The organism is Ramlibacter algicola (assembly GCF_016641735.1).
GTDB lineage: Bacteria > Pseudomonadota > Gammaproteobacteria > Burkholderiales > Burkholderiaceae_C > Ramlibacter > Ramlibacter algicola.
Genome location: NZ_JAEDAO010000001.1, coordinates 3,164,253 through 3,190,069, shown reverse-complemented (window position 1 = coordinate 3,190,069; position 25,817 = coordinate 3,164,253). Strand labels below are relative to the sequence as shown.

The window sequence follows — 25,817 nt, the reverse complement described above, 5'->3', positions numbered from 1 at the left end:
ACATCTGTCATTGGTCGGGCATGACATGTCTGCGATGCAACTCGCGGCTGGGTCATGCGCAATGCAGGAATGAAGCGACTCTTCGCCGTGCCCGGTGACACCGTTCCAAAGTCTTCCTCGGCGGAGGGCAGGTCACCGGGGACGCGAGAATTGGTCGACGCCTACAGATGCGCCATCGGGCGGGACGCCGCATTCCATGCGTTCGTGGCTGCCTATGCCGCGGCTGCGTTCCTGTTCGCCGGCACTCTGGGTGTTGCCCAGAAGCTCGCCCCGCTGACTTATGTGCGGCCGATTGCAGCGCTGCTGCCGTTCGGTCTGTGGTTGATCGTGGTCCTGCAGGCGTTGCGAGCGTTGCGCTCGCCAACACCCTTGCTGGACTGGCGCAACAAGCTCCTGGCCATCTTCAACCCGGAGGTCTCCGCCGGCCTGCTGCTCTTCGGCAGCCTTTCGGTTTTCATCGGTGTCTTCTCCTCGGTGAAGACGATGCTGCCGGATGTCACGCCCTTCTTTGCGGACCCGTTCCTGGCGGGTGTCGACCGTGCCCTGCATTTCGGGCGGGATCCGTGGACGTTGACGCTAGCCGTCCCGATGCTGACGAATGCCCTCGAACTCCTGTATGCAGTCGTGTGGGGGGTGGTCCTCACAGGCTCGATGCTGGCGGTGCTTCTGCTGCCTCAATTGAGGCAGGCCCGCAGGCAGTACGTGTGGACTTTCCTCCTGACCTGGCCATTGCTGGGGAACGTGCTGGCCTGTGCGTTGCTTTCGGCTGGCCCGACCTTCTATCAGCGGGTGACCGGCGGGCACCAGTTCGCGAGCATGGTGGACTATCTCCAGCAGCACTCGATCCTGCAAAAGCATGCCCGCGAGTTCCTGTGGAACATGTACGTGAGCGGCGATGTCGTGGCCGGCGCGGGGATCTCGGCATTCCCTTCGATGCACGTTGCCACGACAACCTTGTTCCTGCTGCTGGCGACCCATGTCAGCCGCACCTGGATGTGGGTGGCGGGAACGTTCCTCCTGCTGATCCTTGTCGGCTCGGTGCACCTGGGCTGGCACTACGCCGTGGACGGCTACTTCTCGATCGCCGCGACGGTCCTGGTCTGGTGGATGGTTGGCCGGACGCTCGCCTCCAAGTCGTGAGGTCGGCGAAGGAATCCGCGGCACGAGAGGCGACGGGATCACCCGCCTGCAGCGTCAAGCCGCCTGGCGGGTTGATCATTTCGGTCCCGCCAGCGTGTCGGCGACGGTCTCCGGAAGCCATCGCCGGTGGTCGATGCGGATCGGGCGCGCGCCATGCGGACGCGACTTGCGCTTCGCCGCCCCTGCCCGCCGCTGCAAGCCTTCCGGCTTGGCCACGGTCTCGATCAGGTAGCGCGGCCGCTTCTTGCTCTCCATGTAGATCTTGCCGATGTACTCCCCCAGCATGCCGACGCAGAACAGTTGCACGCCGCCCAGGAAGAAGATCGGGAGGATCGTGGATGCCCAGCCGGGGACGGCCTCGGCCAACGTCAGGCGGACGGCCAATGCCCAGCCCGCCAGCCCGACGCATGCCAGCGACAGTCCCATGCCCACCACGGTGATGGCCCGCAACGGCGCGATCGAGAAGGACGTGATGCCGTCCAGCGCGAACTCGATCATCCGGCGCAGCGGGTACTTGGACACCCCGGCCCGGCGCGGGCGCCGGTCGTAATGCACGGCGCAGCTGCGCAAGCCCAGGAGGGGAACCACGCCTCGCAGGAACAGGTTGATCTCGCCGAAGCGCTGCAGGTAGTCGATGGCTCGCCGGCCGAGAAGGCGGTAATCGGCGTGGTCGAAGACGGTCGGCACCCCGAGTGCGGACAGGAGCCGGTAGAACCCGCGGGCCGTCACGCGCTTGAACCAGCTGTCGCTGTCACGCCGCGCCCTCACGCCGTACACGACCTCGCAGCCCTGGAGATAGGCGTCGACCATCCGTTCGATCGCGGTTTCGTCGTCCTGCAGGTCGGCATCGATGGTTACCACCGCGTCCGCACGCGAGCAAGACATTCCCGCCAGCAGCGCGTTCTGGTGGCCGCAATTGCGGCTCAGCTTCACGCCGGTCACGGGCGAGCCGCCCTGCACCCAGGCCTCGATCAGCTGCCAGGTGGAATCGCGGCTGCCGTCGTCGACAAACACGATGTGGCTCCGAGGAGAGATCTTCGCCTTGGCGACCAGCGCGGCTCGCACGGCGAGGAGGCGGCTGCATGTCTCGCACAGCACGTCCTGTTCGTTGAAGCAGGGAACCACGATCGACAGGATCGTCGATGCTGCTGGCATGGGTGCAACCTGCATGGCCGGACTCAGGCGGCGACGAGGAACAGCCCGAGCAGCACTAGGCCGGTGCCGGCTGCACTGCGGGGGGACAGTTGTTCGCCCAGGAGCGCCAAGGCGAGGAGATTGACCAGGACGTACGTCAGGGCGGTGAACGGGTACAGCGCGGTCAGCGGGACCTCGGCCAACGCGCGGATCCAGGACAGCGTGCCGGCCGCGTACAGCAACAGCCCGAGCAGGATGCCGGCATTGAGGAAGTCGGCGACACCGCTCCGGCCCGCCGCGCCCCACTTGAGGCTGACCTGGCCGAGTGCTGCCAGCACGGCCCCGAGCACCGCCAACGCGAGCATCGGCGCCTTCATCGGTGCTGCTCCTGGATGACGGCGCGGACCCCGTTCAGCAGTGCATGCTTGGCGCGCGCGAGGCGGGTCACGAGCATCGGCGACAGCATCGAGAGCAGCCGTTTGCGGGCGCGGTACGGGAGCGGCGAAACGTCCGGCAGCGGGGTCCCGGCGGGCACACGCTTCGCCCGCACCGCATCCGGCAGGCCGCCGATCGCGTCATGGCGGACGAACAGGAGAAGGTTGTAGCGGTACCAGGGTTCCACCGTCGCGGCGCTGTCGCGCAGCCAGGGACGCAAGCAGTCGAACACGGCATAGCCGCGAGACTGGAACAGGCCGCGCCATTCCTCGGCAGGGCGCTCGTTGATGTGGTTTTCGCCCCCCTGTCCCGGCGCGGCCGCTGAGAACAGGACCATCGGCGAGTGCGCCACGAGGTTGTCGACGAGCGTTCCGCTGGCGGCAGGCGGCAAGTGCTCGGCGACTTCCAGGCATTGCACCAGCCCGAACTGGCGTCCGAGACGGAAGGGGCTTGCGACGTCCAGCGGACGGAAGTCGCCCGGGTCGAACAGCAGCTGGCTCGCGGGCACGTAGTCCCCGTCCACGCCGACGCAGTCCCTCACGCCATTCTCGCGCCACGCCGCCACCCACGCGCCGGCGCCGCAGCCCACGTCCAGAACGCTGGCCGGTCGCAGGTGGTCCAGGGCGAGCGGCACGACGACCGAGGCCGACGAGGACGACCCCACCTGCTGGTAGGCGTAGAAGCTGGCCGGGTATTGGTAGCGATGTATCACGGCTGGTTCCCCTGTCGCTCGTCGCGGGCGTGGACGACTGCGGTGCTGTCGGCGTAGACGCGGCGCCATCCCGGCATCCGGTCGAGCGCTGCCACGGCCGGCTGGCCCACGGGAAAGATCGTCCACGAGATTGCGTACTTCTCCAGCAGGGAAGGCAATGCGTCGCTCGTCGCGAGATCGGCGGCATCGGCGTACTGCCGGATGAACTGGTCGCGAAACAGGTCCGAACGGCCGTCGATGAAGTCCGGAATGCCCGAATAGATCAGGAACCCGCCCCAGGCATAGGAGTTGAAGACCGGTCCGGCGATGCCGGCTTCCTTGACGGCTTTCAGCGCCCCCACCGGCGCCGCGGATAGCGGCAACTGGACGGGCCGGGCGCGGGCCAGCGCGGCCGAGGCGCCAGCCACGACCACGGCCGCGACGGCCGCAGCCCAGATCCCGGCGGGCTGCGCTAGGCGTGCCAGCAGCGCATCCGCGCGAGCCGGCCGGCCCGGCGTGGGACTCGCCTGCCGCCATTGGGCGCCGAAAGGACCGGCGACGATCAGCGGGCTGATCAGCCCGAGCAACTCGATGCTGCGCAGATGCTTCAAGGCCAGGTGCACGAAGCCAAGAAGCAGGACCAGTCGCAGCGCTGGAAGGCGAAGGCCCTGGTGCAGGACCAGTGCAAGCCCTCCGAGCAACCAGAGTTCCAGCGCCTGGTACTGGTGGAAGTTGGGCGACGCCCATTCCGCCACGCGGTCCAGGGCGTACGCATCTTCGGCCAGGACTTGCCACGTGAACAGGAACCCGGCGGGCCCGTTCGGGGTCAGCGAGGCGCAGCCCACCGCCGCGAGCAGGAAGGCACCCCAGGAGAGCGCAACCTGCCGCCGGCCCCGGGCGCCTGGCGCTTCGAGCACTGCCTCGACGGCGAGGAACGCGGCGACCGCGATCCCCAATGTGAACCCGCCATGGGCATTGGCCCAGACCCACATGACGGGCAGCAGCCACGGGGACGGGGCCCGCCTGAGGTCGCGTGCATGGAAGATCCCGACCATCCAGGCGACCAGCAGAGGCATCGCGACGATGTGCGGCCGGGCCAGCAGGTGGCCCGCGACCATCAGGAGGGCCACGAACGAGAAGAGCAGAGCGCGCAGCGGTTCGACGTTCCTCAGGAGGGCGCGCGTGAGAAGCGCGATGCTGGTCCCGAAGCAGAGTGCGGTTACGGCGATGACCCCGTCCCATCCCGCGGCATCGTGGGCGGCGGCAAGGACCACCTGGGACAGCCATTCCTGCGCCGTCCATGGCGCGCCGGGCATGCTGTGCGAGAACGGGTCCTGCAAGGGAACGGCCAGGTGCCGCAGGATCCATTGCCCGGTCGCGACGTGGGAGAAGGTGTCCCCGTCGAGCAGGAGCTTCTGGTTGACATGGCCTTGGTACAGCGCGAAGAGGCTGGCGTAGGCCCCGGTCAGCAAAGTCCACGACGGGAGCCACGCGGGGCGGGAGGGAAGCCCGGCATGCACGCCGGCGGGCACGGGGACCTCGAGGTGCTCCATGCCGCTCACCGGCCACGAGTCAGCATCGGCAGGACCGTCCGGATGATGGTGATCAGGGCCGGCCCCAGGACGACCATGATCACGGACGGGAAGATGAACAGCACCAGCGGGACCAGCATCTTGGTCGGGATCTTGGCTGCCCGCTCCTCCGCGGCCACCTGCCTCTTGTAGCGCAGGTCGTCCGAGAACACGCGCAGCGAGTCGGCGACGCTGGTGCCGAACTTGTCCGCCTGCGTGAGCATCGTGGCGAAGGTGCCGATCTCCTCGATGCCGGTGCGCAGGGCCAGGTTGCGCAGCGCCTGCTCGCGCGTGCCGCCGGCGCGCATCTCGAGGTTGGTCAGGTGCAGCTCCTCCGCCAGCGCCACGCTCTTGCGCCGGATCTCCTCGGCGACCTTGACGAGGCCCGCGTCCAGCCCCAGCCCCGCCTCGACGCAGACGAGCATCAGGTCGGCGGCGTCCGGGAAGGTTTCGAAGATCTCGCGCTGGCGTTCCTTGCGCTTGAAGTGGACGACGAGGTTCGGCAGGTAGCAGCCGAACAGGGCGCTGACCAGAACCACCAGCAGGAGGGTCAGTCCGGAGGCGGTGCCGAAGGTGCGCAGCAGCACGAAGGTCAGGCCGGCGAAGAGCAGGGGCAGGGCGGCCTTCGCACCGAAGTACAGCATCCGCGCGTCGTCGCGGCGGAAGCCGGCGTTGAGGAATCTCTGGCGTAGTGGCGAGTTGGCCCAGTCACCGCGCGGGGCCGCGAGCCTCGCGAACGGGCCGGCCACCCTGACGAAGGTCTCGGTCCAGGTCGAGTCGGGCGCGGCCGGCGCGAACCCGCTGAGGCGCCGCTGGGTGCGCGTCGGCGTGTAGTACGCGACGGCGGCCGCCGCGGCGAGGACCACGCAAAGGAAGACGAGCGCGGAGATGACGATCATGGCTGGCCTCCTAGACCCGGATGCGGACGATCTTGCGCATGAGCACCGCGCCCAGCGCCATCAGGACCAGCATGTACTTGACGATCGTGATGCCGAGTGGATCGGTCCACAGCACGCTCATGAACTTGGGGTTGGCCAGGTTCAGGACGAACGCGAGGGCGAACGGCATCAGTCCGAGGATCCAGGCGGACAGCCGGCCTTCCGACGAGAGCACCTTGACCTTGGCCAGCAGCTTGGCGCGCTGGCGGATCAGGCTGCTCAGGCCGGTGAGGATCTCGGTCAGGTTGCCACCGGACTCGCGCTGGATCAGCACCGCGACGACGAAGTAGCGCAGGTCGGTGATCTGGACGCGTTCGCTCAGGTTCGTCAGCGCCTGGTGCATGGAGACGCCGAAATTCATCTGGTCGTGCACGGTGCGGAACTCGCCCGCGATGGGCTCCGCCGTCTCCTCCCCGGCCATCTTCAGCGCCGCGGTGAATGCATGGCCGGCGCGCAGCGCGCGCGTCATGAGGTCCAAGGTGTCGGGGAGCTGCCGCTCGATGGTGGCCAGCCGGCGCGACCGCGCACGCAGCACGTACAGCAGCGGCAACGAGCCGGCAACGGCGGCCATGGCGGGCTTGAGGAATCCCGAGAAGTTGATCAGCTGGTCGGCCAGCGTCCACCCGACGACGGTGCACCCCACCATCGCCAGCAGCACGCCGGAGACCGTCCAGCTCAGCCCCGACTGCTGCAGCATGCGATCAAGGTGCCGCATCCGCGGCATGCGCTGCAGTGTCCGCTCGAAGGCGGGCAGCTCGCTCAGCATGCGCTGTTTGAGGAGCTGGCTCTGCCCGCTGCGGTCCCTGGTCGCGGCCAGCGACGCCAGGCGTCGCTTCAGGCGGGTGGCCTCCGCGCCCCTGGACGATCTCCAGAGCAGGTACAGGCTCTCGATCAGGAGCAAGGTGGCCGTGAAGGCGAGCACCACCAGCACCAGGAACTCGTTGTTGCCGAGGTTCTGCATGGCGCCTCCCTCACTGCAGCCGCCGCTGCGGGTCGAACATCCCGTCGGGCAGCACCACCCCGAACGCGCGCAGGCGGTCGCTGAACTTGGGCCGCACGCCCGTGGCCTGGAAGAAGCCCTCCACCAGGCTGTCCTTGCCGATGCCGGTCTGCCGGAACGTGAAGATCTCCTGCATCGTGATCACCTCGCCTTCCATGCCGGTGATCTCCTGGATGCTGGTCACCTTGCGCCGGCCGTCGATCAGGCGGAGCACCTGCACGACCACCGTGATCGCCGAGGCAATCTGCTGCCGCGCTGCCTTGTGCGGCAGGTTCAGGTTCGCCATGCCAATCATGTTCTCCAGTCGCGCGATGGCGTCGCGTGGCGTGTTGGCGTGGATCGTGGTGAGCGAGCCCTCGTGGCCGGTGTTCATGGCCTGCAGCATGTCGAAGGCTTCCGCTCCGCGCACCTCGCCAATGATGATGCGGTCGGGGCGCATTCGCAGCGCGTTGCGCACGAGGGCGCGCTGGGTCACCTCGCCCTTGCCCTCGATGTTCATCGGCCGGGTTTCCATGCGGACCACGTGCGGCTGCTGCATCTGCAGTTCCGCCGCGTCCTCGATGGTCACCACCCGCTCCACCTCCGGGATGTAGCCGGACAGGATGTTCAGCAGCGTGGTCTTGCCGGCCCCCGTGCCGCCGGAGATCAGCATGTTGACCTTGGACTTGATCAGCCCCTCGAGCATCAGCGCCATGTCCGGCGTCATCGTCTTGAGCGAGTCGCCGATGAGGTTCTCCATCTTCAGCGGCGTGCGCCCGAAGCGGCGGATCGACATCATCGGCCCGTCCAGCGCGATCGGCGGGATGACGGCGTTGACGCGCGAGCCGTCGGGCAGGCGGGCGTCGACCATGGGGCTGGATTCGTCGATGCGGCGGCCGACCAGCGACACGATCTTGTCGATGATCCGCAGCAGGTGCTTCTCGTCGGTGAACGTGACGTTCGTCAGCTCCAGCCGGCCGCGGCGCTCGACGTAGATCCGGCTGTACGAATTGACCAAGATGTCCGAGACGGTGGGGTCGGCCATCAGCAGTTCCAACGGGCCGAAACCGAGCATCTCGTGCTGGATGTCGCGGATCAGGGTCCCGCGCTCGGCGTCGTTGACGACGGCCTGCTCCTCCTGCAGCAGGCGCTCGACCATCGTCGCGATTTCCTGGCGCAGCGCGTCCGGCGACAGCATCTCCAGCGCCGACAGGTCGAACTTGTCCAGCAGTTTCAGGTGGATGCGTCCCTTGATGGCCTTGTACGAATCCGCCGCGGGCGCGGGCGAGCCGGCCGGCGTCGGCAGCACGGGCTCGGCGGCGGCGCTTCCGCCATTGAGCTTGGCGCGAAGGGTCAGCATGCCGGCGTTGCCCGAGGACGTGGTGGCGATGGGCGGGATGGACGACATCAGGCTCTCCGGAAGAGGCGCCCGAGGAGGCCGCGAGCGTCCTCCTGGCGCGGGCTCAGGGATTGCGCGAAGTCCACGAGCGCCTTGGCTACGCTGCTGGAACGCGCGGACGTGGCGATCGGGTCGGCGTGGTTGATGGACGCGCTGACGTCCTTGTACGCGTTGGGCACGGTCCGCACGGTGAGCCCGCCGAGGGCCCGCTGGATCTCCTCGACCCCGATCTCGGCGGAACGCTCGAAGCGGTTGACGACCAGTTCGGAGCGTTCGGCCGGGTAGCCGAGGGCCCGGAACGCGTCCAGCATCCTGCGCGCGTTGCGCAGGTCCGCGAGGGACGACTGCATGACGCCGAAGATGCGCCAGGCGTGGTCGAAGGCCCGGATCGCGATCGTGTCCAGGTTCCGGGCCACGTCGACCACGACGAAGTCGTAGTTCGCGACCGCGACGTCCAGGATCGCCTCGACGTGCTCGGGCTTGACCTCCACGCCCTGCGCCATGTCTTCGGGCGCGGAGAGGACGCTGTAGTTGGGGGCGACCTTCACCGTGCTCGCGGCGAGCAGCGAAGCGTCGAGGCGCCCGATGTCGCGCGCGACGTTCGCGATCGTCGACGTGGCCGAGCCGTCGTGCACGAAGGACAGCGCGTCGCCGAACTGCAGGTTCAGGTCGACGAGCAGCACGCTGCCGCGCTCGGCGAGCTGCCAGGCGAGGTTGGTCGCCAGGAAGGTCGCGCCGCTGCCGCCCTTGCACGGCACGAAGGCGAGGACGCGGCCGGTCTTCTGCGGCGAACTGGCGGCCAGCTTGCTCTCGATCCGGTCGAGCGCGGCCTCGAGCGCCTCGCGCGGTGCGGGCGACGGCAATACTTCGCGCACGCCCGCCCGCATGGAGTTGATCAGGAACTCCGGCGTGTGGATGGAGCACATCAGGAGGACGACCGTGCCGGGATGGCGGGCGGTGACGTCCTCGACGTGCGACAGCTCGGCGACGTCGCAGCAGATGCCGTCGACCAGCATCACGTCCGGCCGGTCGCGGTCGGCGATGTCGCGCATTCGGCTCTTGCCGCCTTCGTGGAGCACGACGGCGTGGCCCCGGCCCTCGGCGACCTGGCGGATGTCCTGCAGGTGGCCGGGGTGGGGCGAGATGGCTGCGATCTTCATGGGATTTCCTTGCTCACGGGCAGTACGTGTCGGCGTTGGGATCCTGGCGCATGTCCTCGCGCGTCAGGTAGGTGGCGAAGTCCGGCATCGGGATCGCTCCGACGCGGGCCAGGCCGGCGATGGGTGACATGAAGTTGTAGTTCATGCCGGTGACGCTCACTCGCACGCCGACGCACGTGGTGGGGCTGCAGCCCGGCGGGTCCCACGCGACGTTGGCGGTGGTGATCTGGGGGACGAGTGCCTGCATCCTCGCGACGACCGCGGGCGCATTGCCGGTGTTGCCGCAGACGGCGGCGTAACGCGCCCCCGCGCGCGTCGCCTCGCTGGCCGAGCTCCAGGCGAACATCATCCGCGCGAAGTCGAGGATGGCCAGCATGACCGCGAGGAAGGCGATGAGCACCAGCGCGAATTCGACCGCGGTGGCACCGTGCTGCCTGATCTTCATGGTGCGCTCCTCAGGGGGCGGGCGCCGGCGGCGGTCCGAACGCGCTGCGCATCGTGGCCGTGATGTCGGAAAACACGATGGGGGGAAATATCACGCCGAAGGCGGTCGTGAACATGGAGCGGAACTGGTAGCCGGTCACGCCGACGCGCACCGTGTTGATGATCGGCGTGGCGCCGGCCTGGTCCCACTGCGGCGCCATGACGTTGGCCATCGTCAGGTTGCGCAGCAAGGGCCTCGCTCCCTGCCCCGGCTGGATCGTCCCGTAGACGATGAGGTTCGCGGCTTCGGCCTGGTGCGTGCCCACGTTCTGCGTCGCGAGGTAGCGCGCGGCCACGCGCACCGACTTGGAGATCGCCTGGTACTCGTACAGCGCGCGGCCGAACTCCGTTGTGGTGAACGTCAGGACCAGCAGGAAGGGCAGGATGAGCGCGAATTCGACAAGCGCCACGCCACCTTGCTTGTTCTTGCGCATTGGAGCCTCCTAGCGGACGAGGACGGGAACGAGGGGCCCCGCGGCGCCGCCGGGCAGGCCCGCGGTGGTGCAGGGGCTGGAGGGGCTCCCGGCCGACCCGATGATTTCCAGGCGCACGTCGTCATTCGGCCCGCTCATGGGGTGCAGCAGCAGGATGCACAGGTAGTCCCTCACCCTGTTGGCGTCGTCGAGGACGGGCACCGTCGCAATGCGGCGGTCGGAGGACCCGTAGCGGGCGTACTCGCCGTTCGCGCCCGGCGTCGCCACCACCTGGAAGCTGTTCAGCTGGTTCTGCGTGTTGTAGACGATCGTGCTGCCGTGCCGGATGTCGGTGCCGATGTCGTCGTACGAGGCGTTGACGCTTCGCTTGGTGGCGAAGTTCTGCGCGGAGGCATGCGAGGCCGCGGGATTCGGCGTCCCGTTCCAGGCGCAACAGTAGACGGTCGTGCTGCCGTCCGCCAGCGTGATGGGCGTCGCGTTGGTCCAGTTGCCGGCCGGTGACGCGTTGCGCGGCCTGTAGGAATAGCCGGAGTAGTCCGGGCGATGCAGCTGGTGGTCGACGTTGTTCTTGTAGATGCCGAACCGGTAGTTCCAGACCGTGTCGACGCCGGTCTTCGCGCCCGGCGTGCCCAGCTGGTCGCCGATGCGCGTGTTGCACACGCCGCCTTCGAGCTGGTCCTTGGTCGCGCGCGCATTGGTGCTGCCGTCCAGGTTGTACCAGCCGAACTCGCCGCTGCCGGGGTTGCGGGTGCCCCAGACGATCACCCACTGGCCCGGCACGAAGCCGTACAGCGGTGGCGAGCCCGCGCCGGCCTTTACGGCCACGGGGATCGGGCAGGCGGTCTGCGAACTTCCGCGTTTCGCGATCGCCCGAGCGCCGACGTCGTGCGTGGCCGGGAACGTGGCGAAGTCGCCGGAGAACGCGGCCATCGCGCGAAGGAGCCACAGGCGCACGTCCGGCTGCACGTGGGAGCACTCCGCATACGTCGCGGCCGCGTCGCTCGTCGTCAGCGTGAACGAGGTGTTGTAGAACGTGATCTCGGCGTCCGTGACCTTGCCTTTGCCGTCCCACGTGGGCGACTGCAGGTTCACCGAGTTCAGGTTGGCGGCCGTGATGCCTGCGCTGCGTGCGCGGTTGACGGCATTGGGCTGCAGGTCCAGTTCCTGCGCCGCCGACAGGGCGCAGCTGTCGAGGGCCGTCTGCAGTTCCGTCTTGACGATGAACAGCCGCCCGAAGTCGAGGGCGAATCCCATGAAGCCAAGCAGGAACAGCAGCATCAGGGCCATCGTGATGATGGTGGCCCCGCGTTGCTGGTGGCGACGGGCTTTGCGGTGCATGGCTGCCCCCACGTGGTGGAGGGTCCCCGGCGGTGCCGGGGCCCTCGACCGGTGTGGCCTTACGCGCAGGCCGAGCCGTTCGTGAGGCAGGTGCCGACCCGGGTGATGAAGTCGGCGAAGTTGCTGCCGGTCAGGTCGCGCAGTGCGACAACCAGTGTGATCGAGACGACCGCGATGATCAGCGCGTACTCGATGACCTGGGCGCCTTCTTCGTCCTTGCCGAAGGCCTGCACGGTTTGAATGAGCTTGTCCATGAAACACCTCTTGAAAGTTGAATGGAAGGGAAAAAGAATGGATGGAAGTTCAGGTTCGTCGTTGGCATGGCTTGTCGTGCGGCGTCCTCCTTTCCGACGGAATCCGTCCCGGTGGTTGTCGATGCGGCGCGATCAGCGCGCCGCGCCCGTGGCGATGCTTCCGCCGATGTTGATGACGTTGACGGGCGGTGGCGGCCTCTTGAAGGAGTCCTGGTAGCGGTCGCCCGCGTTCTTCGCCGCCGCCCCATCCATGCCCTGCACGTCGTTGGTGCTGGGCTGCGGGTTGAGCGTCTGCGCCAGCCTCGCGTTGCGTACCGCATCGCCGAAGCGCAGGTCGTAGTTGGGCGTCGGCGAGATCGCGCAGCCGGCGAGGAGCGCGGCTGCGGCGAGGATCAGGGGAGGGCGGGTCATGGGGTCTCCAGTTCAAGGACGGGTGGGCGCGGGCGCGGCTGCGGGCGGCTGCGGGGCGACGGGTTGCGGCGCGGGCGCCGGGGCCTTGCCTTCGCCGGAGCCATTCCAGACCGCGTCGCCGTAGGTCGGCGCCACGTGGTTGTCGGTCGGCAGGGCGACCGGCGCGGTCAGCGGCTTCACCAGGTGCGGCGTGACGACGAACATCAGCTCGGTCTGGTCGGTCTGGAACTCCGTCGAGCGGAACAGCGCGCCCACGACCGGCGCTTCGCCCAGACCGGGGAATTTGTCCAGTGCCGCGGTCATGTTGTTCTTGATCAGGCCCGCGACCGCGAAGCTCTGGCCGTCGGCGAGCTGCACGGTGGTGTCGACCTGCCGTGCGGTGAGGCTGGGCAGCACGGAAGTCACTCCGCCCACCGTCGTGAACGGGCTGCCGGTCTGGGACAGCTCGGACACCTCGGAGACGACCTTCAGGTTGATGCGGCCGTCCAGCACGGTCGGCGTGAAGCGCAGGCTCACCCCGAAGTTCTTCTCCTCCAGCGTGATCACGGGCGCGCCGTTCGCGCCCGTCGACTGCGCGACGGGGATGAAGATGCGGCCGCCGGAGAGGAAGCTGGCCGGCTGCCCGCTGATGGCCATGATGTTCGGCTCCGCCAGCACGCGCACGATCCCGTCGTTCTTGACCGCGTCGAACCCGGTGACGGAGGCGTTCTTGCTGATCGTGGAGGGCTTGAAGGAGATGAGGCCGTCCGAGTCGATGGCGATGCCACCCGCCGTCGCGGTTGCCGATCCCGCCGAGTTGGCCGCGCCAGCGGTCGCCGTGCCGCCGATCGCGGTCGCGGCCAAGGCCCCGCCGAAACGGGCTGCGAGGCCCGGGGCCCCGCCGATGATCCCGGACAGCAGGCTGATGCTGCCGTCCTGCGAACGCACGGCCCGCGTGAAATCGAGCCCGAAACGGCTCAGCAGGGTCTTGCTGACTTCGGCGATCTTCACCTCGAGCATCACCTGCTGCGGCGCCGTGACGCGCATCATGTTCACGACCTTCTTGCCGTCGCCGTAGGCGCCCGCGAGGCTCAGCACGTGCTCAAGCTTGATGGCGTCGCTCACGGCTCCGGTCAGCACGATCGCGTTGTCGGCGCCGCGGACTTTCACGCCCGACTCCTCTGGCATCAGCTCGGACAACTTCGCCTGCAGCGTGCCGGGGTCGATCGTGACGACCAGGTCCTTCACGATGCAGCGGCCGTCGTTGGCCTGGAGGATCACGTTCATCGAGCCGGTGCGGCGGCCGAGGAAGAACAACTCGGTGGGGCTGAGGAGCGTGACGTCCGATTCGGCGACGCCGTCGGATCCGCCACCCGTCTGCGAGCCTTGCGCCGGTGCGCCGGGGGCCGGTGCGCCGGGTGCCGGCGCGCCAGGGCCCGCGGTGCCCGGCCGGGTGGGCGCGCCATCAGGCCGACCTGCACGGCTGCCCGCGGTGCCGCCGACGATCAGCCGCGCCACCGGGAAGGGAAGGCGCACCACTTGCGACTTGCCCAGCATCAGCGACATCGGTGGGTCCACGACGACGTTGGTGCAGGGGCGCACCCTCGCGTCACCCGCGCCTGCATTGGTCCGCGCGGCGCGGGCGGGCGCCGCGCGCGCGGCGGGACGCTCGGCGGTGTCTGCCTGGGCCACCACCACCGGCCGGAGTTTTTCTTGCTGCGCACCCTGCCTGGACTGCGCGACGTCCGGAGCCGCCGGCGGTGCGGCTGCTTCCACCTGGGCAGGACCCGCGGCCACCAGCACGACGTCCGCCGCCTTGGGTCGCTCCGGTTCCAGTACCGGCCCAGCCGTCGCGCGGCGGATGAACGGGGGCTGCCGACCACCGTCCGTGGGGGCCTCGGCCTGGGCCGGAGCGAAGCCGGCGGCGAGCGTTGCGGCCAGCAAGGCCGGAGGTGCGTAGCGCATGTGGATCTCCCTGAGCGTGTGTTCGTGTTGTTGCGATCCGTGCGCAGGCCTAGAAGCACTGCGTGGCGCTCGCCGCGTTGCGGATCACCTCGACGCAATCGCGTGGCGCCGGCGCCGGCGCCGGCCGCGGACGCGGGGCCGGGGCGGGCGGCGCCTTGGCGACGACTTCCTTCATGCCGAGGAGCTGCGCGCGCGTGACACCGGCGGTGGCCAGCTTCGCGCCATCGAGCTGGTTGCGCAGGACGAGCGACAGCGTGCCGACGCTGCGCGCCAGGTCCAGCTTCTCCGCATCAGCCGGGCTCAGCTCGAGCGTGACGGCATTCACGACCTTGGGCTTCAGGTCGTCGCGGCTCGCCTCTTGCGCGACGGCGAGGACCAGCACCTTCTCCAGGACCAGCCGGCTGATCGAGTCCTGCCGGTTGCTGGCGTGCTCCTGCTGCATGTTGACCATCACGTCGACGTAGTTGCCCGGCAGCGCGAAGCCGGCGACGCCCACCACGTCATTGACCCGCACCGTCATGGCCCGCTTCCCCTCCGCGATGACGGCCGAGAGCCCGCCCTTCGTGCCGACCGGCGCCAACTTGCGTTCGACGATCGCGTCACCGCGGAGCACGCCAACCTTGACGACGCGGTCCTCGAGCGCCTTCAGGTCGCTGAACGCGCCGGGCGGCATCGAGCCGCTCGGCCAGTCGACCAGGTTGACCATCTGCGAGTTGATCCGGCTGCCCAGCTCGATGTCGACCGCGGCGACCGCGACCTTGGACGAGAGGTTCCCGCGCTGCGCGACCCAGCGCGCGGCGTAGAGCGCGGCGCCCAGCCCGAACAGGACGGCCAGGACCAGCAGGACGAGGGCTTTGGCATTTCGCATGGGACGCTCCTGGAGGTGAAGGGGATCTCAGGTCAGGCCGAACTGGCGGGCGAGCAGGAAGGCGGAGGTGCCGATGCAGATGCACAGCCCGTAGGGCAGCTTGCCCACGGAGGCGGCCGGCGATGCCAGGGGCTGGCGCACGGTGCCGGCCGGCGTCCGAAGCACGCCGACGATGAAGTACACGTTCTGCAGGAGCCGCCCGAGCGAGCCTTGCCAGGCCGCGACCAGCAATGCGGCAACGCCGCCCGCCATCGCGACATAGGCGAGCGCATGCAGCGTCGGCAGCGGACCCAGGAACGCGCCGACAGCGGCCATCAACTTGACGTCGCCAGCGCCCAGCACGCGAACCAACCAGAGCGGCAGCAGGAGCACCAGGCCGACAAGCGCGCCGACGACCGAATCGCCCACCCCTTGCGTGATTCGCGGCGCGATGCTCGCGCTCACCAGCAACCCGCAGACCATCCCGCTGACCGTCAACCAGTTCGGGATCCGCATCGTGCGCACGTCGATCACCGCCGCCGCCACGAGAAGCGCAATCAGCAACCCCGTGCGCGGGTCCAGCACCAGCATCGCCAGCAAGTCCAGGAAAGCTCGGAGTTCGTCCATCGGGTGGGTCTTTCGTTGCGACCCACTCTAGGCAGCGGCCCTAGCCGCCGCATGGCTTCCATGTCCCGGGACGGGTGGTACAGGTGCCCCGCGCTCGGCAGGTGCTCAGTCCAGTTCGGACAGGCGGGCGTGGTGGAGGCGCAGCGCGACGCCGTCGGTGTCCGGGTCGATGGCGCGCTCGACGCGTACCACCTCGCCGGCGGCGGTGAACTTCAGGCCGACGGGCGGCACGGCGAATTCGAGCCGCACCCAGTCATCGAACGGGGTGCCTGCCGGCACGATGAGGTACAGGCCGCCCCGGCTCACGTCACGGGTCTGCGCGGGCGTGCCATCGGCCAGGACGACCGGCAGCTGGATCGCCTCGCGGGGGGTGAGTCGGCGCTCTGTGGCCATCATCCGGATTGTTGATGGTGGACCTGCGCCGGTCATGGGCGGTTCCCACGCCGCGGGCCAGCGAAATGTCCTGCCCCTGCGCATCCGTGGCGCAGCGGTTTGTCATGCGCGGCGCATCTCGACAGCAACATTTCGCATGCGCTACGTCTGCAACGCAATGCAAATGGGTTACGCGAAAGCCGATGTTGTTCGTAGGATGGCTCCGACTTCAACGCACGAGACAGCCATGCACATCGATTCCAGCTTGCATGTGATTCAGGTGATGGTCGTCGCCCCCGCGATGCTCGCGTGGGGATTGGAACGGTTGATCCAGTCGGGCCGGCCGCAATTCGAGGTCGCAGGCGTCGCGTGCGGACGCGAAGAGGCGGAAGACCTGTTGCGACGGCAGAAGCCGGACGTCGTCGCGCTGGACCTCGACGCCGGCTACGGCAACGAAGCGCTGGCGGAGTTGAAGGCGATGAGTTCCGCGTCCTTCGTCGCGCTCACCTCATCGAGCGACACCGCGATGCTGGACCAGGCGGTCGTCGCCGGCGTGCGCGGCATCGTGCGCAAGAGCGACCCGCCCGGGGCGCTGCTCAAGGCGATCGAGCGCGTGCAGGCGGGCGAGCTGTGGATCGACCGCGGCGCGGCCGGCCGCATCTTCATGGAGCTGGCCCGGCGCAACACGCGGCATGCCAACGACCCCGAGCAGATCAAGATGGCGACCCTCACGACGCGCGAGCGCCAGCTGATCGCCGCCGTCACCAGCGACGCGTCGGCACCGGGCAAGACGATCGCGCGGCGGCTGTCGATCAGCGAGCACACGCTGCGCAACCACCTGAGCTCGATCTACGGCAAGCTGGGGCTGTGCAACCGCGTCGACCTGTACGCGTACGCCACCCGGCACGGGCTGAACCAGCACTGAGCTGCGCACAAGCGGAGTGGTCGTCATTGCCGCGGAGGCGGGAATCCACCGCTTCCGCGTCCTGCCGTCGCGTTCAATGGAAGCGATGGATCCCCGCCTTCGCGGGGATGACGGAAGAACCTATTTCCGCTCCGACCACTGGACACCGCCGGTGGCCCAGTCGTGGCGCTTGATGTCGAACAGCAGGATGTCGACCGCCTCGGGCTTGCTGCCCAGGGTGTCGACCACGGCCTGCGTCAGCGCCTGCACCAGCGCCTTCTTCTGTTCGAGGGTGCGGCCTTCCAGCAGTTCGACGCGCAGCGTGGGCATGGGGATTCTCCTTCTCGTGGCAAAGTGGCGATCGTAGCGGCCCGTATAGTCGCGCCTGCCGTTGACCCAGGAGGAGAGCGTGGCGCGCGAGGAACCGAGGACCGATCTGCCGGCGTGGCCGGAGGGCGCGCGCGCATGACGCTGCTGGCCATCCTGCTCGCCACCCTGGCCGCCGGCATCGGCAGCGTGTGGATCGCCGCCGGCCTCATGCGCCTGCCCGCCGATCTCGCGCACGCGCAGGACAGCGGGGCGCAGCACCTGCTCAGCCTGGCGGCCGGCGCCTTGCTCGCGACCGCGTTCATGCACCTGCTGCCGGAGGCGTTCGAGCACGGCACGGGCGCGCAGCCACTGTTCGCCACGCTGCTGGTGGGCGTCGTGTTCTTCTTCCTGCTGGACAAGGCCGAGCTCTGGCACCACGGGCATGAGCACCACCACGGCCATGACCATGACCATGCGCACCACCACGCGCACGACCACGAGGGCGCGCGCCACGGCCACGCGGCGCCGCGCTCCGGCGGCTGGGCCGTGCTGGCGGGCGACAGCGTGCATTGCTTCGGCGACGGCGTCCTGATCGCGTCGGCTTGCATGGCGGACCTGCGGCTGGGCCTGGTGGCCGCCGTCGCCGTCCTCGCGCACGAGGTGCCGCACCACATCGGCGACCTCGCCGTCGTGCGCCAGAGCACCGGCCGTTCGGCGCTGGTGAAGGTCTCGCTCGCCGGTGCCGTGACGCCGCTGGGCGGCCTCGTCGGCTGGTGGCTCGTCGGCCGCCTCGACGGCCTGCTGCCGTACCTGCTCGTCGTCGCCGCCAGCAGCTTCATCTACGTGGCGCTCGCGGACCTGGTGCCGCAACTGCAGCGGCGCCTCGGTGCGCGCGAGACGATCACGCAAGTGCTGTGGCTCGGCGGCGGCATCGTGCTGGTCGCCCTCGTGGGCCAGCTCGTGCACGCGCACTGAGCGCCCACCGCTTCCTACAGCTTTCGGTCCGCCGTCCGACACCCGTCGGGACGGCACGGTCCTACTGTCGTCCATTGGGGCGTGGCGCCATCGCGCCCGCACGCACGACAGGAGAACCGACATGGCATCACGGGACTGGGACGACGCCGAGCGCCGCCAGGGGCGCTGGCAGCAGCAGGACGACAACCGCAACTCGCAACGCGACGAAGGCCGCGGCGGCGCGCAGCGCGGGCAGGGCGGCCAGGGCAACCAGGGCGGTGGCTGGGAGTCCGCACGCGGCTACGGCGACATGGGCTCCCAGCAGTCGGGCGGCTACGGCGGCTACGGCGGTGAGCAGCACGGCCCGGCGCGCGAAGGCGGCGCGGGCGGCCAGCACGGCTACGCGCGAGGCGGCGCCGAGTACGGTGGCGAGTTCAGCGGTGGTTGGGGCCGCGGTGGACAAGGCGGTTACGGCGGCCAGGGCGGCTACGGCGGGCAAGGTGGCTATGGTGGCCAGGGTGGCTACATGGGCGGCCAGAGCGGTGGCGGCGGCTGGGGTCCGGCGCAGCAGCACCAGCAGGGGCGCCCGGGCCACGAAGAAGGCATGCGCCACGAGCAGGGCTACGGGCAGCAGTACGGCCAGCCTTACGGGGGCATGGGCGCGCAGTACGGGCAGGGTGGCACCGGCAGCAGCTACGGCCAGGGCGGCTACGGCAGCCAGGGCGGGCAGTGGGGCGGCCAGCAAGGCCAGTCGGCTGGGCCACAGCACCAGCAGGGCATGCACTCGCAAGGCCACTGGGGCCAGGGCGAGATGGGCGGCCAGCACTTCCAGGGCGGCTACCCGCAGGGCACCGGCTGGCAGGCCGGCCAGCAGCCGTACCAGCGCGGTGGCGCGCAGGGCTACGACCCGATGCAGCAGCACCACCACGACCCGGACTACCACCAGTGGCGCGAGGAGCAGATCCGCAACCTCGACAACGATTACCACACGTGGCGCCAGGACCGGTACCGCAAGTTCTCCGACGAATTCAACAGCTGGCGTGCCAGCCGCAGCGGCGGTCAAGGGCAGAACACCGGCGTGCCGGAGCGCGGTTCCACCGGCGGCAACTTCGGGCCCACCGGCGGCGCGACGGGCTCGCAGCAGGGCCAGGGCTACGGCGGCGGCTCGCAGCAGCACGGCGGCGCGACCTCGCACCAGGGCAGCGGGGCCAGTGGGGCCGGCGGCTCGGGCGGCGGCGACCTGCGCGGCTCCAGCGGCACGGGCTCGGCGGGCAGCACGATGAGCGGATCGTCGTCCGCATCGACGGGCCAGCAATCACAACCCGGCGCCAGCACCGCCAGCGGCAGCAGCAACCCGGGCACGCCGGGCGCGGGCGGCCGCAAGTGACGAACGACAACCGATTCCAGACCGGCGGTGGAACCACCGCCATCCACAACCAAGGGAGCTTCTCCATGCGCATCCACCACCCCCTCTCCGCCGTCGCCATCGCGATGGCCCTGTCCGTCGGCGCCGCCCAGGCGCAATCGCAGCCCGCGGCGCCGCAGGCCCAGTCGTCCGGCAGCGGCGGCGCCGGCAGCTCGATGACCGGCGGCCGCTCGGCGCCCGCCGCCCAGAAGGGCGAAGGCACGCAGCAGCGCGAGACCAGGAAGGACGACAAGCTGGCCAGCAGCGACCGCAAGTTCGTCGAGAAGGCCGCCGGCAGCGGCATGTTCGAGGTCCAGGTGTCGCAGCTGGCGACCTCGCGCGCCGGCAGCCCGGACGTCAAGAGCTTCGCCGGCATGCTGGTCGACCACCACACCAAGGCCAACGACGAACTCGTGCAGCTGGCCAACGCCAAGGGCGTCGAACTGCCCGCCGCGCCGCCGCGCGCCATGCGCAACGAGATCGACAAGCTGGGCAAGAAGAACGGCCAGGAGTTCGACAAGGACTACGTCCAGAACGTCGGCATCAAGGCCCACGAGAAGGACATCAAGGAGTTCGAGAAGGCCAGCAAGGACCTGAAGGATCCCGAGCTGAAGGCCTGGGCGACCAAGACGCTGCCCCAGCTGAAGGAGCACCTGGCCGCCGCCCAGAAGCTGAAGGCCGGCGGCGACAACGCCGCCATGGGCGCCGGCAAGGCGCACGACACCGGCAACCACAGCGGCGCGTCGACCAAGACCGGCGGCGGGAACGGCGCGAACAAGTCGGGCAGTTGAGATGCGAGCGCGGCGGAGCCGCGCAGCGCGTGTCATCCCGGCGAACGCCGGGATCCATCCATGACCAGGAAGTGATTTGTCATTCCGGCGCAAGCCGGAATCCATGCCGGATCGAGCATGGATTGCGGGTCAAGCCCGCAATGACAAACTCGTCCTCCGTGTTTTCTCTGCGTCCTCTGCGTTGAGCCGCGCGCAGCGCTCCACACGTGATGCGCGCAGCATCCCAGCAACGCGACAGCGTGAAGGGTCACGCCCGCCAATCCCCCGAACGCACAAGGTCAGCCGTGCCGTCCAACAATGGCGGTGCGGCAGTCGCAAGTGGCAGGAGCAGGTCGTGGGCAAGCGTGCAGTGGGCGTGGTGGTGGCGGGTCTCGCGGTCGGGGCCTTGCTGGTGGCGCGTGCGGTTCGCGCACAGGAGCCCGCGCCGGAGCCGGTCGCGCCGCTGGCCGATCCGCCCAAGCCGGCCGTCGCAGGCCGCGCCCTGGCGGCCGCGTCGGTGCCGGCGGTGCGCCGCGTCCCCGTGATCTCCTATGCGCCCGAAGCGGCGGCCAGCGCGTCGCGCCTGCCGCCGGAAGAGCGCGCGGCGCGCGTGTTCCTGCGCAGCGTGGCGCTCGCGGCCACCATCGAAGCCGAAGCCAGCCGGATGGCCATCGTGCGTGCAAATGCGCCCGCGGTGCGTTCGTTCGCCATCGACCTGCTGCAGGCGCACCAGGCCGCCGAGCCCGAGTTGCTGCGGCTGCTGCACTCGCGCGAGATGGCACCGCCGCTGATGGACATCGGCCAGCGCAAGGCGCTTCAGCGGCTGGCCAAGGCGAGCGGCGCGAAGTTCGACCGTGAGTACCTCGACCTCGTGCTGCCGCGCCAGGCCCGTGACGAGGTGGAGCAGTACGAGCGCGCGCTTCACGCCATCACCGACCCGGTGCTGCGCGCGTGGATCGAACGCCAGCTGCCGCTGCTGCGCGAGCAGCTCGCGATGGGTGACCGGCTGGGGCCCGTGAAGCGGACCGAAGCGGTCGCGCGGCGCTGAGCGTCAGCGCGCCGAGTAGCCGGCGACGCGCCAGCGGCCGTCCGGCTCGTGGACGGTGGTCACCACTTCCTCCACCGCCCGGTTGTCGAAGCGGGTGACGAACAGCACGGTGACGTACTCGCCCTTGGGCTTGCCGGGCAGCTCGGTCTTCGACACCACGTTGCTGGGCGTGCGCTCGACCATCGTGCCGACGTCGCCGCGCACCTTCGGGATGCCGTCCATCCACTTGTCCAGCGGCACCGCGTTGCGGAACATGCTGGCCGACGTTTCCCAGGCACGCCCCCAGTCGCGCCGGTCCAGCAGCGTGAGCCAGCCAGCAGCGGCGGCGCTGGCCAGGGCCTCCTGCTCCGACGTCGCCGCGGCCTGCGCCGCGGCGCTGGCCGCGGCCGCGGGCGCCGCCGCAGGGGCGGGCGCCGGTTCGGCCGTCGCGGGGGCGACCTGGATGCTGGGGCGCAGGCCCGTGCCCGACATGGCGGTCAAGCCGGACGGGGCGCTGGCCGCAGCGCGGGGCAGCTTGGCCTGCGCATGCGCGCCGGCGGCGAGCAGCAGGGCGAGGGCGGCGACGGGACCGCGGAGCCAGGAACGACGGATCACTTGCATCCGACCGAGTCTAGCGGGCGCGGTTCCCGGCCCCGCTCAGCCTTGGCCGAAACCGCCGCCACCGGGCGTGTGGATCTCGAACACGTCGCCGGGTTGCATCTCGGCCGAACCGATGTGGTCCAGCGGCTCGACGCTCCCGTCCGCGCGCACGACGCGGTTGATGCCGACCTGGCCCGGCTGGCCGCCGGCCATGCCGAACGCGCCGTGGTGGCGGCCGTTGGACAGGATGCTGGCGGTCATCGGCTCGAGGAACCGCACGCGGCGCACGCCGCCGTCGCCGCCGTGCCAGCGGCCCGCGCCACCCGAGCCGGCGCGAATCGCGTAGCTCTCCAGCCTGACCGGGAAGCGGAACTCCAGCACTTCGGGGTCGGTGAGCCGGGAGTTGGTCATGTGCGTCTGGACCACGCTGGTGCCGTCGAAGCCGTCCACCAGCGCACCGCCCGGGTCGTACACGCCGCCCGCGCCGGAGCCGCCGGAGATCGTCTCGTAGTACTGGTGGCGGGCGTTGCCGAAGGTGAAGTTGTTCATCGTGCACTGGCCGGCGGCCATCACGCCCAGCGCGCCGAACAGCGTGTTGGTGATGCAGGTCGAGGTCTCGACGTTGCCCGCCACCACCGAGGCCGGCGGGTTCGGGTTGAGCATCGAGCCGGGCGGGATGATCACCTTCAGCGGCTTCAGGCAGCCGGCGTTCAGCGGGATGTCGTCATCGACCAGCGTGCGGAACACGTACAGCACCGCCGCCATGCAGACCGCGGTCGGCGCGTTGAAGTTGTTCTGCTGCTGCGGCGAGGTGCCGGTGAAGTCGATCGTCGCGCTGCGCTCCTGGGTGTCCACGCGGATCGCGACGTGGATCCGCGCGCCGTTGTCCAGCGGCAGCGTGAACTCGCCGTCCTTCAGCCGCGTGATCACGCGACGCACCGATTCCTCCGCGTTGTCCTGCACGTGGCGCATGTAGGCCTGCACGACGTCCAGCCCGAACTGGCCGACCATGCGCCGCAGTTCCTGCACGCCCTTCTCGTTGGCGGCGATCTGCGCCTTCAGGTCGGCCAGGTTCTGCTGCGGGTTGCGGCTGGGGTATTTGCCGGACGCGAGCAGCTCCAGGATCTCCTTCTCGCGCAGCGTGCCGCGGTCGACCAGCTTGACGTTGTCCAGCTGCACGCCTTCTTCCTCGATGCGGGTGGAGAACGGCGGCATGGAGCCGGGCGTGGTGCCACCGATGTCGGCGTGGTGGCCGCGCGAGCCGACGTAGAAGGTGGGCCGTTCCTCGGCGTCCAGGTACACCGGCGTGATCACCGTGATGTCCGGCAAGTGCGTGCCCCCGTGGTACGGGTCGTTGAGCACGTACACGTCCCCCGGCTGCATCGTTCCCGCGTTCTCGCGGATCACGGTCTTGATGCTTTCGCCCATGGACCCCAGGTGCACCGGCATGTGCGGCGCGTTGGCGATCAGGTTGCCTTCGGCGTCGAACAGCGCGCACGAAAAATCCAGCCGCTCCTTGATGTTCACCGAGTAGGCGGTGTTCTGCAGCTGCAGCCCCATCTGCTCGGCGATGTTCATGAACAGGTTGTTGAACACCTCCAGCAGCACCGGGTCGACGTGGGTGCCGGCGGCGTAGCGCGCTTCGCGCGGCACCTTGCGCTCGAGCACCAGGTGGTCCAGCTCGGTCAGGCGCGCGGACCAGCCCGGCTCGACGACGGTCGTCGCGTTCTTCTCCGCGATGATCGCCGGCCCGTCCAGGCTGTCGCCCGGCCGCATGTCTTCGCGCACGACCAGCGCGGCTTCGTGCCAGCCCTCGCCGGAATGCATCCGCACCGTCTCGCGCCGCGGCACGTCGCGCGGCGGCTGCAATGCATGGCGCTGCTCCTGCGGTGCGTCTCCGGGCAGCACGGCTTCGACCGACACCGCCTCGACGATGAGACGCTTGCCCTGCATCAGGAACGCGAACCGGCGCCGGTACGCCGATTCGAAGGCGGCGGTGATCTCGCTCGCGTCGCCGAAGGGCACGACCAGCGCGGAGTCCGTGCCTTCGTAGCGCACATGCACTCGCCGGTTGACGGTGATGCCATGGCCGTCGCCGTGTTGCGCCGCCAGTTCGGCGCGCGCGGCATCGGCCAGCGCGTCGAGCTTGCCCGCGACGCTGCCCAGCGAGTCGCCGGCCAGCGGCAACTCCACCGCCTGCTCGCGGATCACGTTCTGGTCCGCCAGCCCCATGCCGTACGCGGACAGCACGCCGGCCAGCGGGTGCACGAACACGCGCGACATGCCCAGCGCATCCGCCACCAGGCAGGCGTGCTGGCCGCCGGCGCCGCCGAAGCACTGCAGCGTGTAGCGGGTGACGTCGTAGCCGCGCGCGACCGAGATCTTCTTGATGGCGTTGGCCATCTGCTGCACGGCGATGGCGATAAAGCCTTCGGCGACGTCCTCGCGCGAGCGGCCGGTGCGCTGCGCGATCTCGTCGAACTTCGTTGCCGCCGCTTCCAGGCTCAGCGCCTCGTCGCCACGCGGGCCGAACACTTTCGGGAAGTGGTGCGGCTGGATCTTGCCGAGCACCAGGTTCGCGTCGGTGACCGCGAGCGGGCCGCCGCGCCGGTAACACGCGGGTCCCGGGTTGGCGCCGGCGCTCTGCGGCCCGACGCGGAAGCGCGAACCGTCGAACTCCAGGATCGAGCCGCCGCCGGCCGCGACGGTGTGGATGCTCATCATCGGCGCGCGCATCCGCACGCCGGCCACCTGCGTCTCGAACTCGCGTTCGAACTCGCCCGCGAAGTGCGACACGTCGGTCGACGTGCCGCCCATGTCGAAGCCGATCACCTTCTCCTGCCCACCCAACTGGGCCGTGCGGGCCATGCCGACGATGCCGCCGGCGGGGCCGGACAGGATCGCGTCCTTGCCCTGGAACGCATGCGCGTCGGCCAGGCCGCCGGACGACTGCATGAAGTAAAGCGGGACGCCCGGCATTTCCGCCGCGACCTGGTCGACGTAGCGACGCAGGATCGGCGACAGGTACGCATCGACCACTGTCGTGTCGCCGCGGCTGACGAATTTCATCATCGGGCTGGTCGTGTGCGACGCGCTCACCTGCGTGAAGCCGATCTCGCGCGCGATGCGCGCGGCAGCCTCCTCGTGCGCGATGTAGCGGTAGCCGTGCATGAACACGATGGCCGTGCTGCGCAGGCCGTCCGCATGGGCGGCCTGGAGTTGCTTGCGCAAGTCGTCCTCGTCCAATGGCTGCACGACGTCACCGTGCGCGCCGATGCGCTCCTGCGCCTCGACGACGCGTGCGTACAGCAGCTCGGGCAGGACGATGTGGCGGTCGAACAGGCGCGGGCGGTTCTGGTACGCGATGCGCAGCGCGTCGCGGAAGCCGCGCGTCGTGACCAGCAGCGTCGGCTCGCCCTTGCGTTCGAGCAGCGCGTTGGTGGCGACGGTGGTGCCCATCTTCACGCACTCGACCTGCTGCGACGGGATCGTCTCGCCGTCGCGCAGGCCCAGCAGGTGGCGGATGCCGGCGACGGCCGCATCGCGGTACTGCTCGGGGTTCTCGGACAGCAGCTTGTGGGTGACCAGCGTGCCGTCGGGCTTCCTGGCGACGATGTCGGTGAAGGTGCCGCCGCGGTCGATCCAGAACTGCCAGCGGGAGGAAGAGGGGGCTTCGGCCATGCGGCCGACT

At 69.5% G+C, this 25,817-nt stretch carries 26 protein-coding genes; 6 read left to right on the top strand and 20 right to left on the bottom strand.

The features are described from left to right. Positions 1-69: 69 nt before the first annotated feature. Positions 70-1,140 carry a phosphatase PAP2 family protein gene (locus I8E28_RS15565; RefSeq protein WP_200788976.1) on the top strand — a complete coding sequence of 357 codons (1,071 nt, stop codon included), beginning with the start codon at positions 70-72 and terminating at the stop codon, positions 1,138-1,140. A gap of 75 nt (positions 1,141-1,215) precedes the next feature. Here I8E28_RS15565 and I8E28_RS15560 read toward each other — a convergent pair whose 3' ends face one another. The 17 genes from I8E28_RS15560 to I8E28_RS15480 form a co-directional block, all read right to left on the bottom strand. Then, positions 1,216-2,295, bottom strand: a complete 1,080-nt coding sequence (locus tag I8E28_RS15560; RefSeq protein WP_200788975.1) for a glycosyltransferase family 2 protein — start codon at positions 2,293-2,295, stop codon at positions 1,216-1,218. A 23-nt stretch (positions 2,296-2,318) separates the two neighbouring features. Beyond that, a complete protein-coding gene (locus tag I8E28_RS15555) occupies positions 2,319-2,651 on the bottom strand; it encodes an EamA family transporter (protein ID WP_200788974.1) in 333 nt (110 codons plus the stop codon). Further along, the gene (locus tag I8E28_RS15550; RefSeq protein ID WP_200788973.1) at positions 2,648-3,421 is read right to left on the bottom strand and encodes a methyltransferase domain-containing protein; all 774 of its coding nucleotides are present in this window, start codon (positions 3,419-3,421) and stop codon (positions 2,648-2,650) included. Before I8E28_RS15550 ends, I8E28_RS15555 begins: the two co-directional genes overlap by 4 nt. Further along, positions 3,418-4,953: a hypothetical protein gene (locus I8E28_RS15545; RefSeq protein ID WP_200788972.1), complete on the bottom strand. Its 1,536-nt coding sequence runs from the start codon at positions 4,951-4,953 to the stop codon at positions 3,418-3,420. The genes I8E28_RS15550 and I8E28_RS15545 overlap by 4 nt, the downstream gene beginning before the upstream one ends. Before the next feature lie 5 nt (positions 4,954-4,958). Beyond that, positions 4,959-5,870, bottom strand: coding sequence for a type II secretion system F family protein (locus I8E28_RS15540; protein ID WP_200788971.1), 912 nt, complete (start codon positions 5,868-5,870; stop codon positions 4,959-4,961). A 10-nt stretch (positions 5,871-5,880) separates the two neighbouring features. Next, positions 5,881-6,870: a type II secretion system F family protein gene (locus tag I8E28_RS15535; protein WP_200788970.1), complete on the bottom strand. Its 990-nt coding sequence runs from the start codon at positions 6,868-6,870 to the stop codon at positions 5,881-5,883. 10 nt (positions 6,871-6,880) lie between these two features. Next, a complete protein-coding gene (locus tag I8E28_RS15530) occupies positions 6,881-8,248 on the bottom strand; it encodes a TadA family conjugal transfer-associated ATPase (protein WP_200790419.1) in 1,368 nt (455 codons plus the stop codon). A 47-nt stretch (positions 8,249-8,295) separates the two neighbouring features. Beyond that, the gene (locus I8E28_RS15525; RefSeq protein ID WP_200788969.1) at positions 8,296-9,447 is read right to left on the bottom strand and encodes a CpaE/TadZ family protein; all 1,152 of its coding nucleotides are present in this window, start codon (positions 9,445-9,447) and stop codon (positions 8,296-8,298) included. A 13-nt stretch (positions 9,448-9,460) separates the two neighbouring features. Further along, positions 9,461-9,892 (bottom strand): TadE/TadG family type IV pilus assembly protein, encoded by a 432-nt coding sequence (locus I8E28_RS15520; protein WP_200788968.1) that lies wholly within the window; start codon positions 9,890-9,892, stop codon positions 9,461-9,463. Between the two features lie 10 nt (positions 9,893-9,902). Beyond that, positions 9,903-10,364, bottom strand: a complete 462-nt coding sequence (locus tag I8E28_RS15515) for a TadE/TadG family type IV pilus assembly protein (protein ID WP_200788967.1) — start codon at positions 10,362-10,364, stop codon at positions 9,903-9,905. 9 nt (positions 10,365-10,373) lie between these two features. Next, positions 10,374-11,702, bottom strand: a complete 1,329-nt coding sequence (locus I8E28_RS15510) for a pilus assembly protein TadG-related protein (RefSeq protein ID WP_200788966.1) — start codon at positions 11,700-11,702, stop codon at positions 10,374-10,376. A gap of 59 nt (positions 11,703-11,761) precedes the next feature. Continuing rightward, positions 11,762-11,956 carry a Flp family type IVb pilin gene (locus tag I8E28_RS15505; RefSeq protein ID WP_200788965.1) on the bottom strand — a complete coding sequence of 65 codons (195 nt, stop codon included), beginning with the start codon at positions 11,954-11,956 and terminating at the stop codon, positions 11,762-11,764. A gap of 132 nt (positions 11,957-12,088) precedes the next feature. Next, a complete protein-coding gene (locus I8E28_RS15500; RefSeq protein ID WP_200788964.1) occupies positions 12,089-12,367 on the bottom strand; it encodes a hypothetical protein in 279 nt (92 codons plus the stop codon). 12 nt (positions 12,368-12,379) lie between these two features. Then, positions 12,380-14,311 carry a type II and III secretion system protein family protein gene (locus I8E28_RS15495; protein ID WP_239027248.1) on the bottom strand — a complete coding sequence of 644 codons (1,932 nt, stop codon included), beginning with the start codon at positions 14,309-14,311 and terminating at the stop codon, positions 12,380-12,382. 49 nt (positions 14,312-14,360) lie between these two features. Further along, positions 14,361-15,179, bottom strand: coding sequence for a Flp pilus assembly protein CpaB (gene cpaB / locus I8E28_RS15490; protein ID WP_200788963.1), 819 nt, complete (start codon positions 15,177-15,179; stop codon positions 14,361-14,363). Between the two features lie 27 nt (positions 15,180-15,206). Next, the gene (locus I8E28_RS15485) at positions 15,207-15,785 is read right to left on the bottom strand and encodes an A24 family peptidase (protein WP_200788962.1); all 579 of its coding nucleotides are present in this window, start codon (positions 15,783-15,785) and stop codon (positions 15,207-15,209) included. A 105-nt stretch (positions 15,786-15,890) separates the two neighbouring features. After that, complete coding sequence (locus I8E28_RS15480) at positions 15,891-16,178, bottom strand: PilZ domain-containing protein (protein ID WP_200788961.1); 288 nt, start codon at positions 16,176-16,178, stop codon at positions 15,891-15,893. Positions 16,179-16,404: 226 nt separating this feature from the next. On the opposite strand from I8E28_RS15480, the gene I8E28_RS15475 reads away from it, so the two are divergent. Next, positions 16,405-17,082, top strand: coding sequence for a LuxR C-terminal-related transcriptional regulator (locus I8E28_RS15475; protein WP_200788960.1), 678 nt, complete (start codon positions 16,405-16,407; stop codon positions 17,080-17,082). Positions 17,083-17,202: 120 nt separating this feature from the next. On the opposite strand, the gene I8E28_RS20970 is transcribed toward I8E28_RS15475, so the two are convergent. Then, positions 17,203-17,391: a 4-oxalocrotonate tautomerase gene (locus I8E28_RS20970; protein ID WP_200788959.1), complete on the bottom strand. Its 189-nt coding sequence runs from the start codon at positions 17,389-17,391 to the stop codon at positions 17,203-17,205. A 135-nt stretch (positions 17,392-17,526) separates the two neighbouring features. Between I8E28_RS20970 and I8E28_RS15465 the strand changes: the two genes are divergently transcribed. From I8E28_RS15465 to I8E28_RS20885, 4 genes are all read left to right on the top strand, one after another. Then, a complete protein-coding gene (locus I8E28_RS15465; RefSeq protein WP_200788958.1) occupies positions 17,527-18,345 on the top strand; it encodes a ZIP family metal transporter in 819 nt (272 codons plus the stop codon). 121 nt (positions 18,346-18,466) lie between these two features. Beyond that, complete coding sequence (locus I8E28_RS15460; RefSeq protein ID WP_200788957.1) at positions 18,467-19,711, top strand: hypothetical protein; 1,245 nt, start codon at positions 18,467-18,469, stop codon at positions 19,709-19,711. Positions 19,712-19,776: 65 nt separating this feature from the next. Next, positions 19,777-20,520, top strand: a complete 744-nt coding sequence (locus I8E28_RS15455) for a DUF4142 domain-containing protein (RefSeq protein WP_200788956.1) — start codon at positions 19,777-19,779, stop codon at positions 20,518-20,520. A gap of 334 nt (positions 20,521-20,854) precedes the next feature. After that, positions 20,855-21,547, top strand: a complete 693-nt coding sequence (locus I8E28_RS20885) for a DUF4142 domain-containing protein (RefSeq protein WP_200788955.1) — start codon at positions 20,855-20,857, stop codon at positions 21,545-21,547. 3 nt (positions 21,548-21,550) lie between these two features. Here I8E28_RS20885 and I8E28_RS15445 read toward each other — a convergent pair whose 3' ends face one another. Both I8E28_RS15445 and I8E28_RS15440 read right to left on the bottom strand, forming a co-directional pair. Then, positions 21,551-22,147 (bottom strand): DUF4019 domain-containing protein, encoded by a 597-nt coding sequence (locus tag I8E28_RS15445; RefSeq protein WP_200788954.1) that lies wholly within the window; start codon positions 22,145-22,147, stop codon positions 21,551-21,553. Between the two features lie 36 nt (positions 22,148-22,183). Beyond that, positions 22,184-25,807, bottom strand: coding sequence for a hydantoinase B/oxoprolinase family protein (locus tag I8E28_RS15440; protein WP_200788953.1), 3,624 nt, complete (start codon positions 25,805-25,807; stop codon positions 22,184-22,186). Positions 25,808-25,817 lie beyond the last annotated feature (10 nt).

What these genes read in the sequence shown, in the direction of transcription:
- I8E28_RS15565 (WP_200788976.1), top strand. Translation starts at nt 70, where the DNA reads ATGAAGCGACTCTTCGCCGTGCCCGGTGACACCGTTCCAAAGTCTTCC.
- I8E28_RS15560 (WP_200788975.1), bottom strand. Translation starts at nt 2,295, where the DNA reads ATGCCAGCAGCATCGACGATCCTGTCGATCGTGGTTCCCTGCTTCAAC.
- I8E28_RS15555 (WP_200788974.1), bottom strand. Translation starts at nt 2,651, where the DNA reads ATGAAGGCGCCGATGCTCGCGTTGGCGGTGCTCGGGGCCGTGCTGGCA.
- I8E28_RS15545 (WP_200788972.1), bottom strand. Translation starts at nt 4,953, where the DNA reads ATGGAGCACCTCGAGGTCCCCGTGCCCGCCGGCGTGCATGCCGGGCTT.
- I8E28_RS15540 (WP_200788971.1), bottom strand. Translation starts at nt 5,870, where the DNA reads ATGATCGTCATCTCCGCGCTCGTCTTCCTTTGCGTGGTCCTCGCCGCG.
- I8E28_RS15535 (WP_200788970.1), bottom strand. Translation starts at nt 6,870, where the DNA reads ATGCAGAACCTCGGCAACAACGAGTTCCTGGTGCTGGTGGTGCTCGCC.
- I8E28_RS15530 (WP_200790419.1), bottom strand. Translation starts at nt 8,248, where the DNA reads ATGCTGACCCTTCGCGCCAAGCTCAATGGCGGAAGCGCCGCCGCCGAG.
- I8E28_RS15525 (WP_200788969.1), bottom strand. Translation starts at nt 9,447, where the DNA reads ATGAAGATCGCAGCCATCTCGCCCCACCCCGGCCACCTGCAGGACATC.
- I8E28_RS15520 (WP_200788968.1), bottom strand. Translation starts at nt 9,892, where the DNA reads ATGAAGATCAGGCAGCACGGTGCCACCGCGGTCGAATTCGCGCTGGTG.
- I8E28_RS15515 (WP_200788967.1), bottom strand. Translation starts at nt 10,364, where the DNA reads ATGCGCAAGAACAAGCAAGGTGGCGTGGCGCTTGTCGAATTCGCGCTC.
- I8E28_RS15510 (WP_200788966.1), bottom strand. Translation starts at nt 11,702, where the DNA reads ATGCACCGCAAAGCCCGTCGCCACCAGCAACGCGGGGCCACCATCATC.
- I8E28_RS15505 (WP_200788965.1), bottom strand. Translation starts at nt 11,956, where the DNA reads ATGGACAAGCTCATTCAAACCGTGCAGGCCTTCGGCAAGGACGAAGAA.
- I8E28_RS15500 (WP_200788964.1), bottom strand. Translation starts at nt 12,367, where the DNA reads ATGACCCGCCCTCCCCTGATCCTCGCCGCAGCCGCGCTCCTCGCCGGC.
- I8E28_RS15495 (WP_239027248.1), bottom strand. Translation starts at nt 14,311, where the DNA reads ATGCGCTACGCACCTCCGGCCTTGCTGGCCGCAACGCTCGCCGCCGGC.
- cpaB (WP_200788963.1), bottom strand. Translation starts at nt 15,179, where the DNA reads ATGCGAAATGCCAAAGCCCTCGTCCTGCTGGTCCTGGCCGTCCTGTTC.
- I8E28_RS15485 (WP_200788962.1), bottom strand. Translation starts at nt 15,785, where the DNA reads ATGGACGAACTCCGAGCTTTCCTGGACTTGCTGGCGATGCTGGTGCTG.
- I8E28_RS15480 (WP_200788961.1), bottom strand. Translation starts at nt 16,178, where the DNA reads ATGGCCACAGAGCGCCGACTCACCCCCCGCGAGGCGATCCAGCTGCCG.
- I8E28_RS15475 (WP_200788960.1), top strand. Translation starts at nt 16,405, where the DNA reads ATGCACATCGATTCCAGCTTGCATGTGATTCAGGTGATGGTCGTCGCC.
- I8E28_RS20970 (WP_200788959.1), bottom strand. Translation starts at nt 17,391, where the DNA reads ATGCCCACGCTGCGCGTCGAACTGCTGGAAGGCCGCACCCTCGAACAG.
- I8E28_RS15465 (WP_200788958.1), top strand. Translation starts at nt 17,527, where the DNA reads ATGACGCTGCTGGCCATCCTGCTCGCCACCCTGGCCGCCGGCATCGGC.
- I8E28_RS15460 (WP_200788957.1), top strand. Translation starts at nt 18,467, where the DNA reads ATGGCATCACGGGACTGGGACGACGCCGAGCGCCGCCAGGGGCGCTGG.
- I8E28_RS15455 (WP_200788956.1), top strand. Translation starts at nt 19,777, where the DNA reads ATGCGCATCCACCACCCCCTCTCCGCCGTCGCCATCGCGATGGCCCTG.
- I8E28_RS15445 (WP_200788954.1), bottom strand. Translation starts at nt 22,147, where the DNA reads ATGCAAGTGATCCGTCGTTCCTGGCTCCGCGGTCCCGTCGCCGCCCTC.
- I8E28_RS15440 (WP_200788953.1), bottom strand. Translation starts at nt 25,807, where the DNA reads ATGGCCGAAGCCCCCTCTTCCTCCCGCTGGCAGTTCTGGATCGACCGC.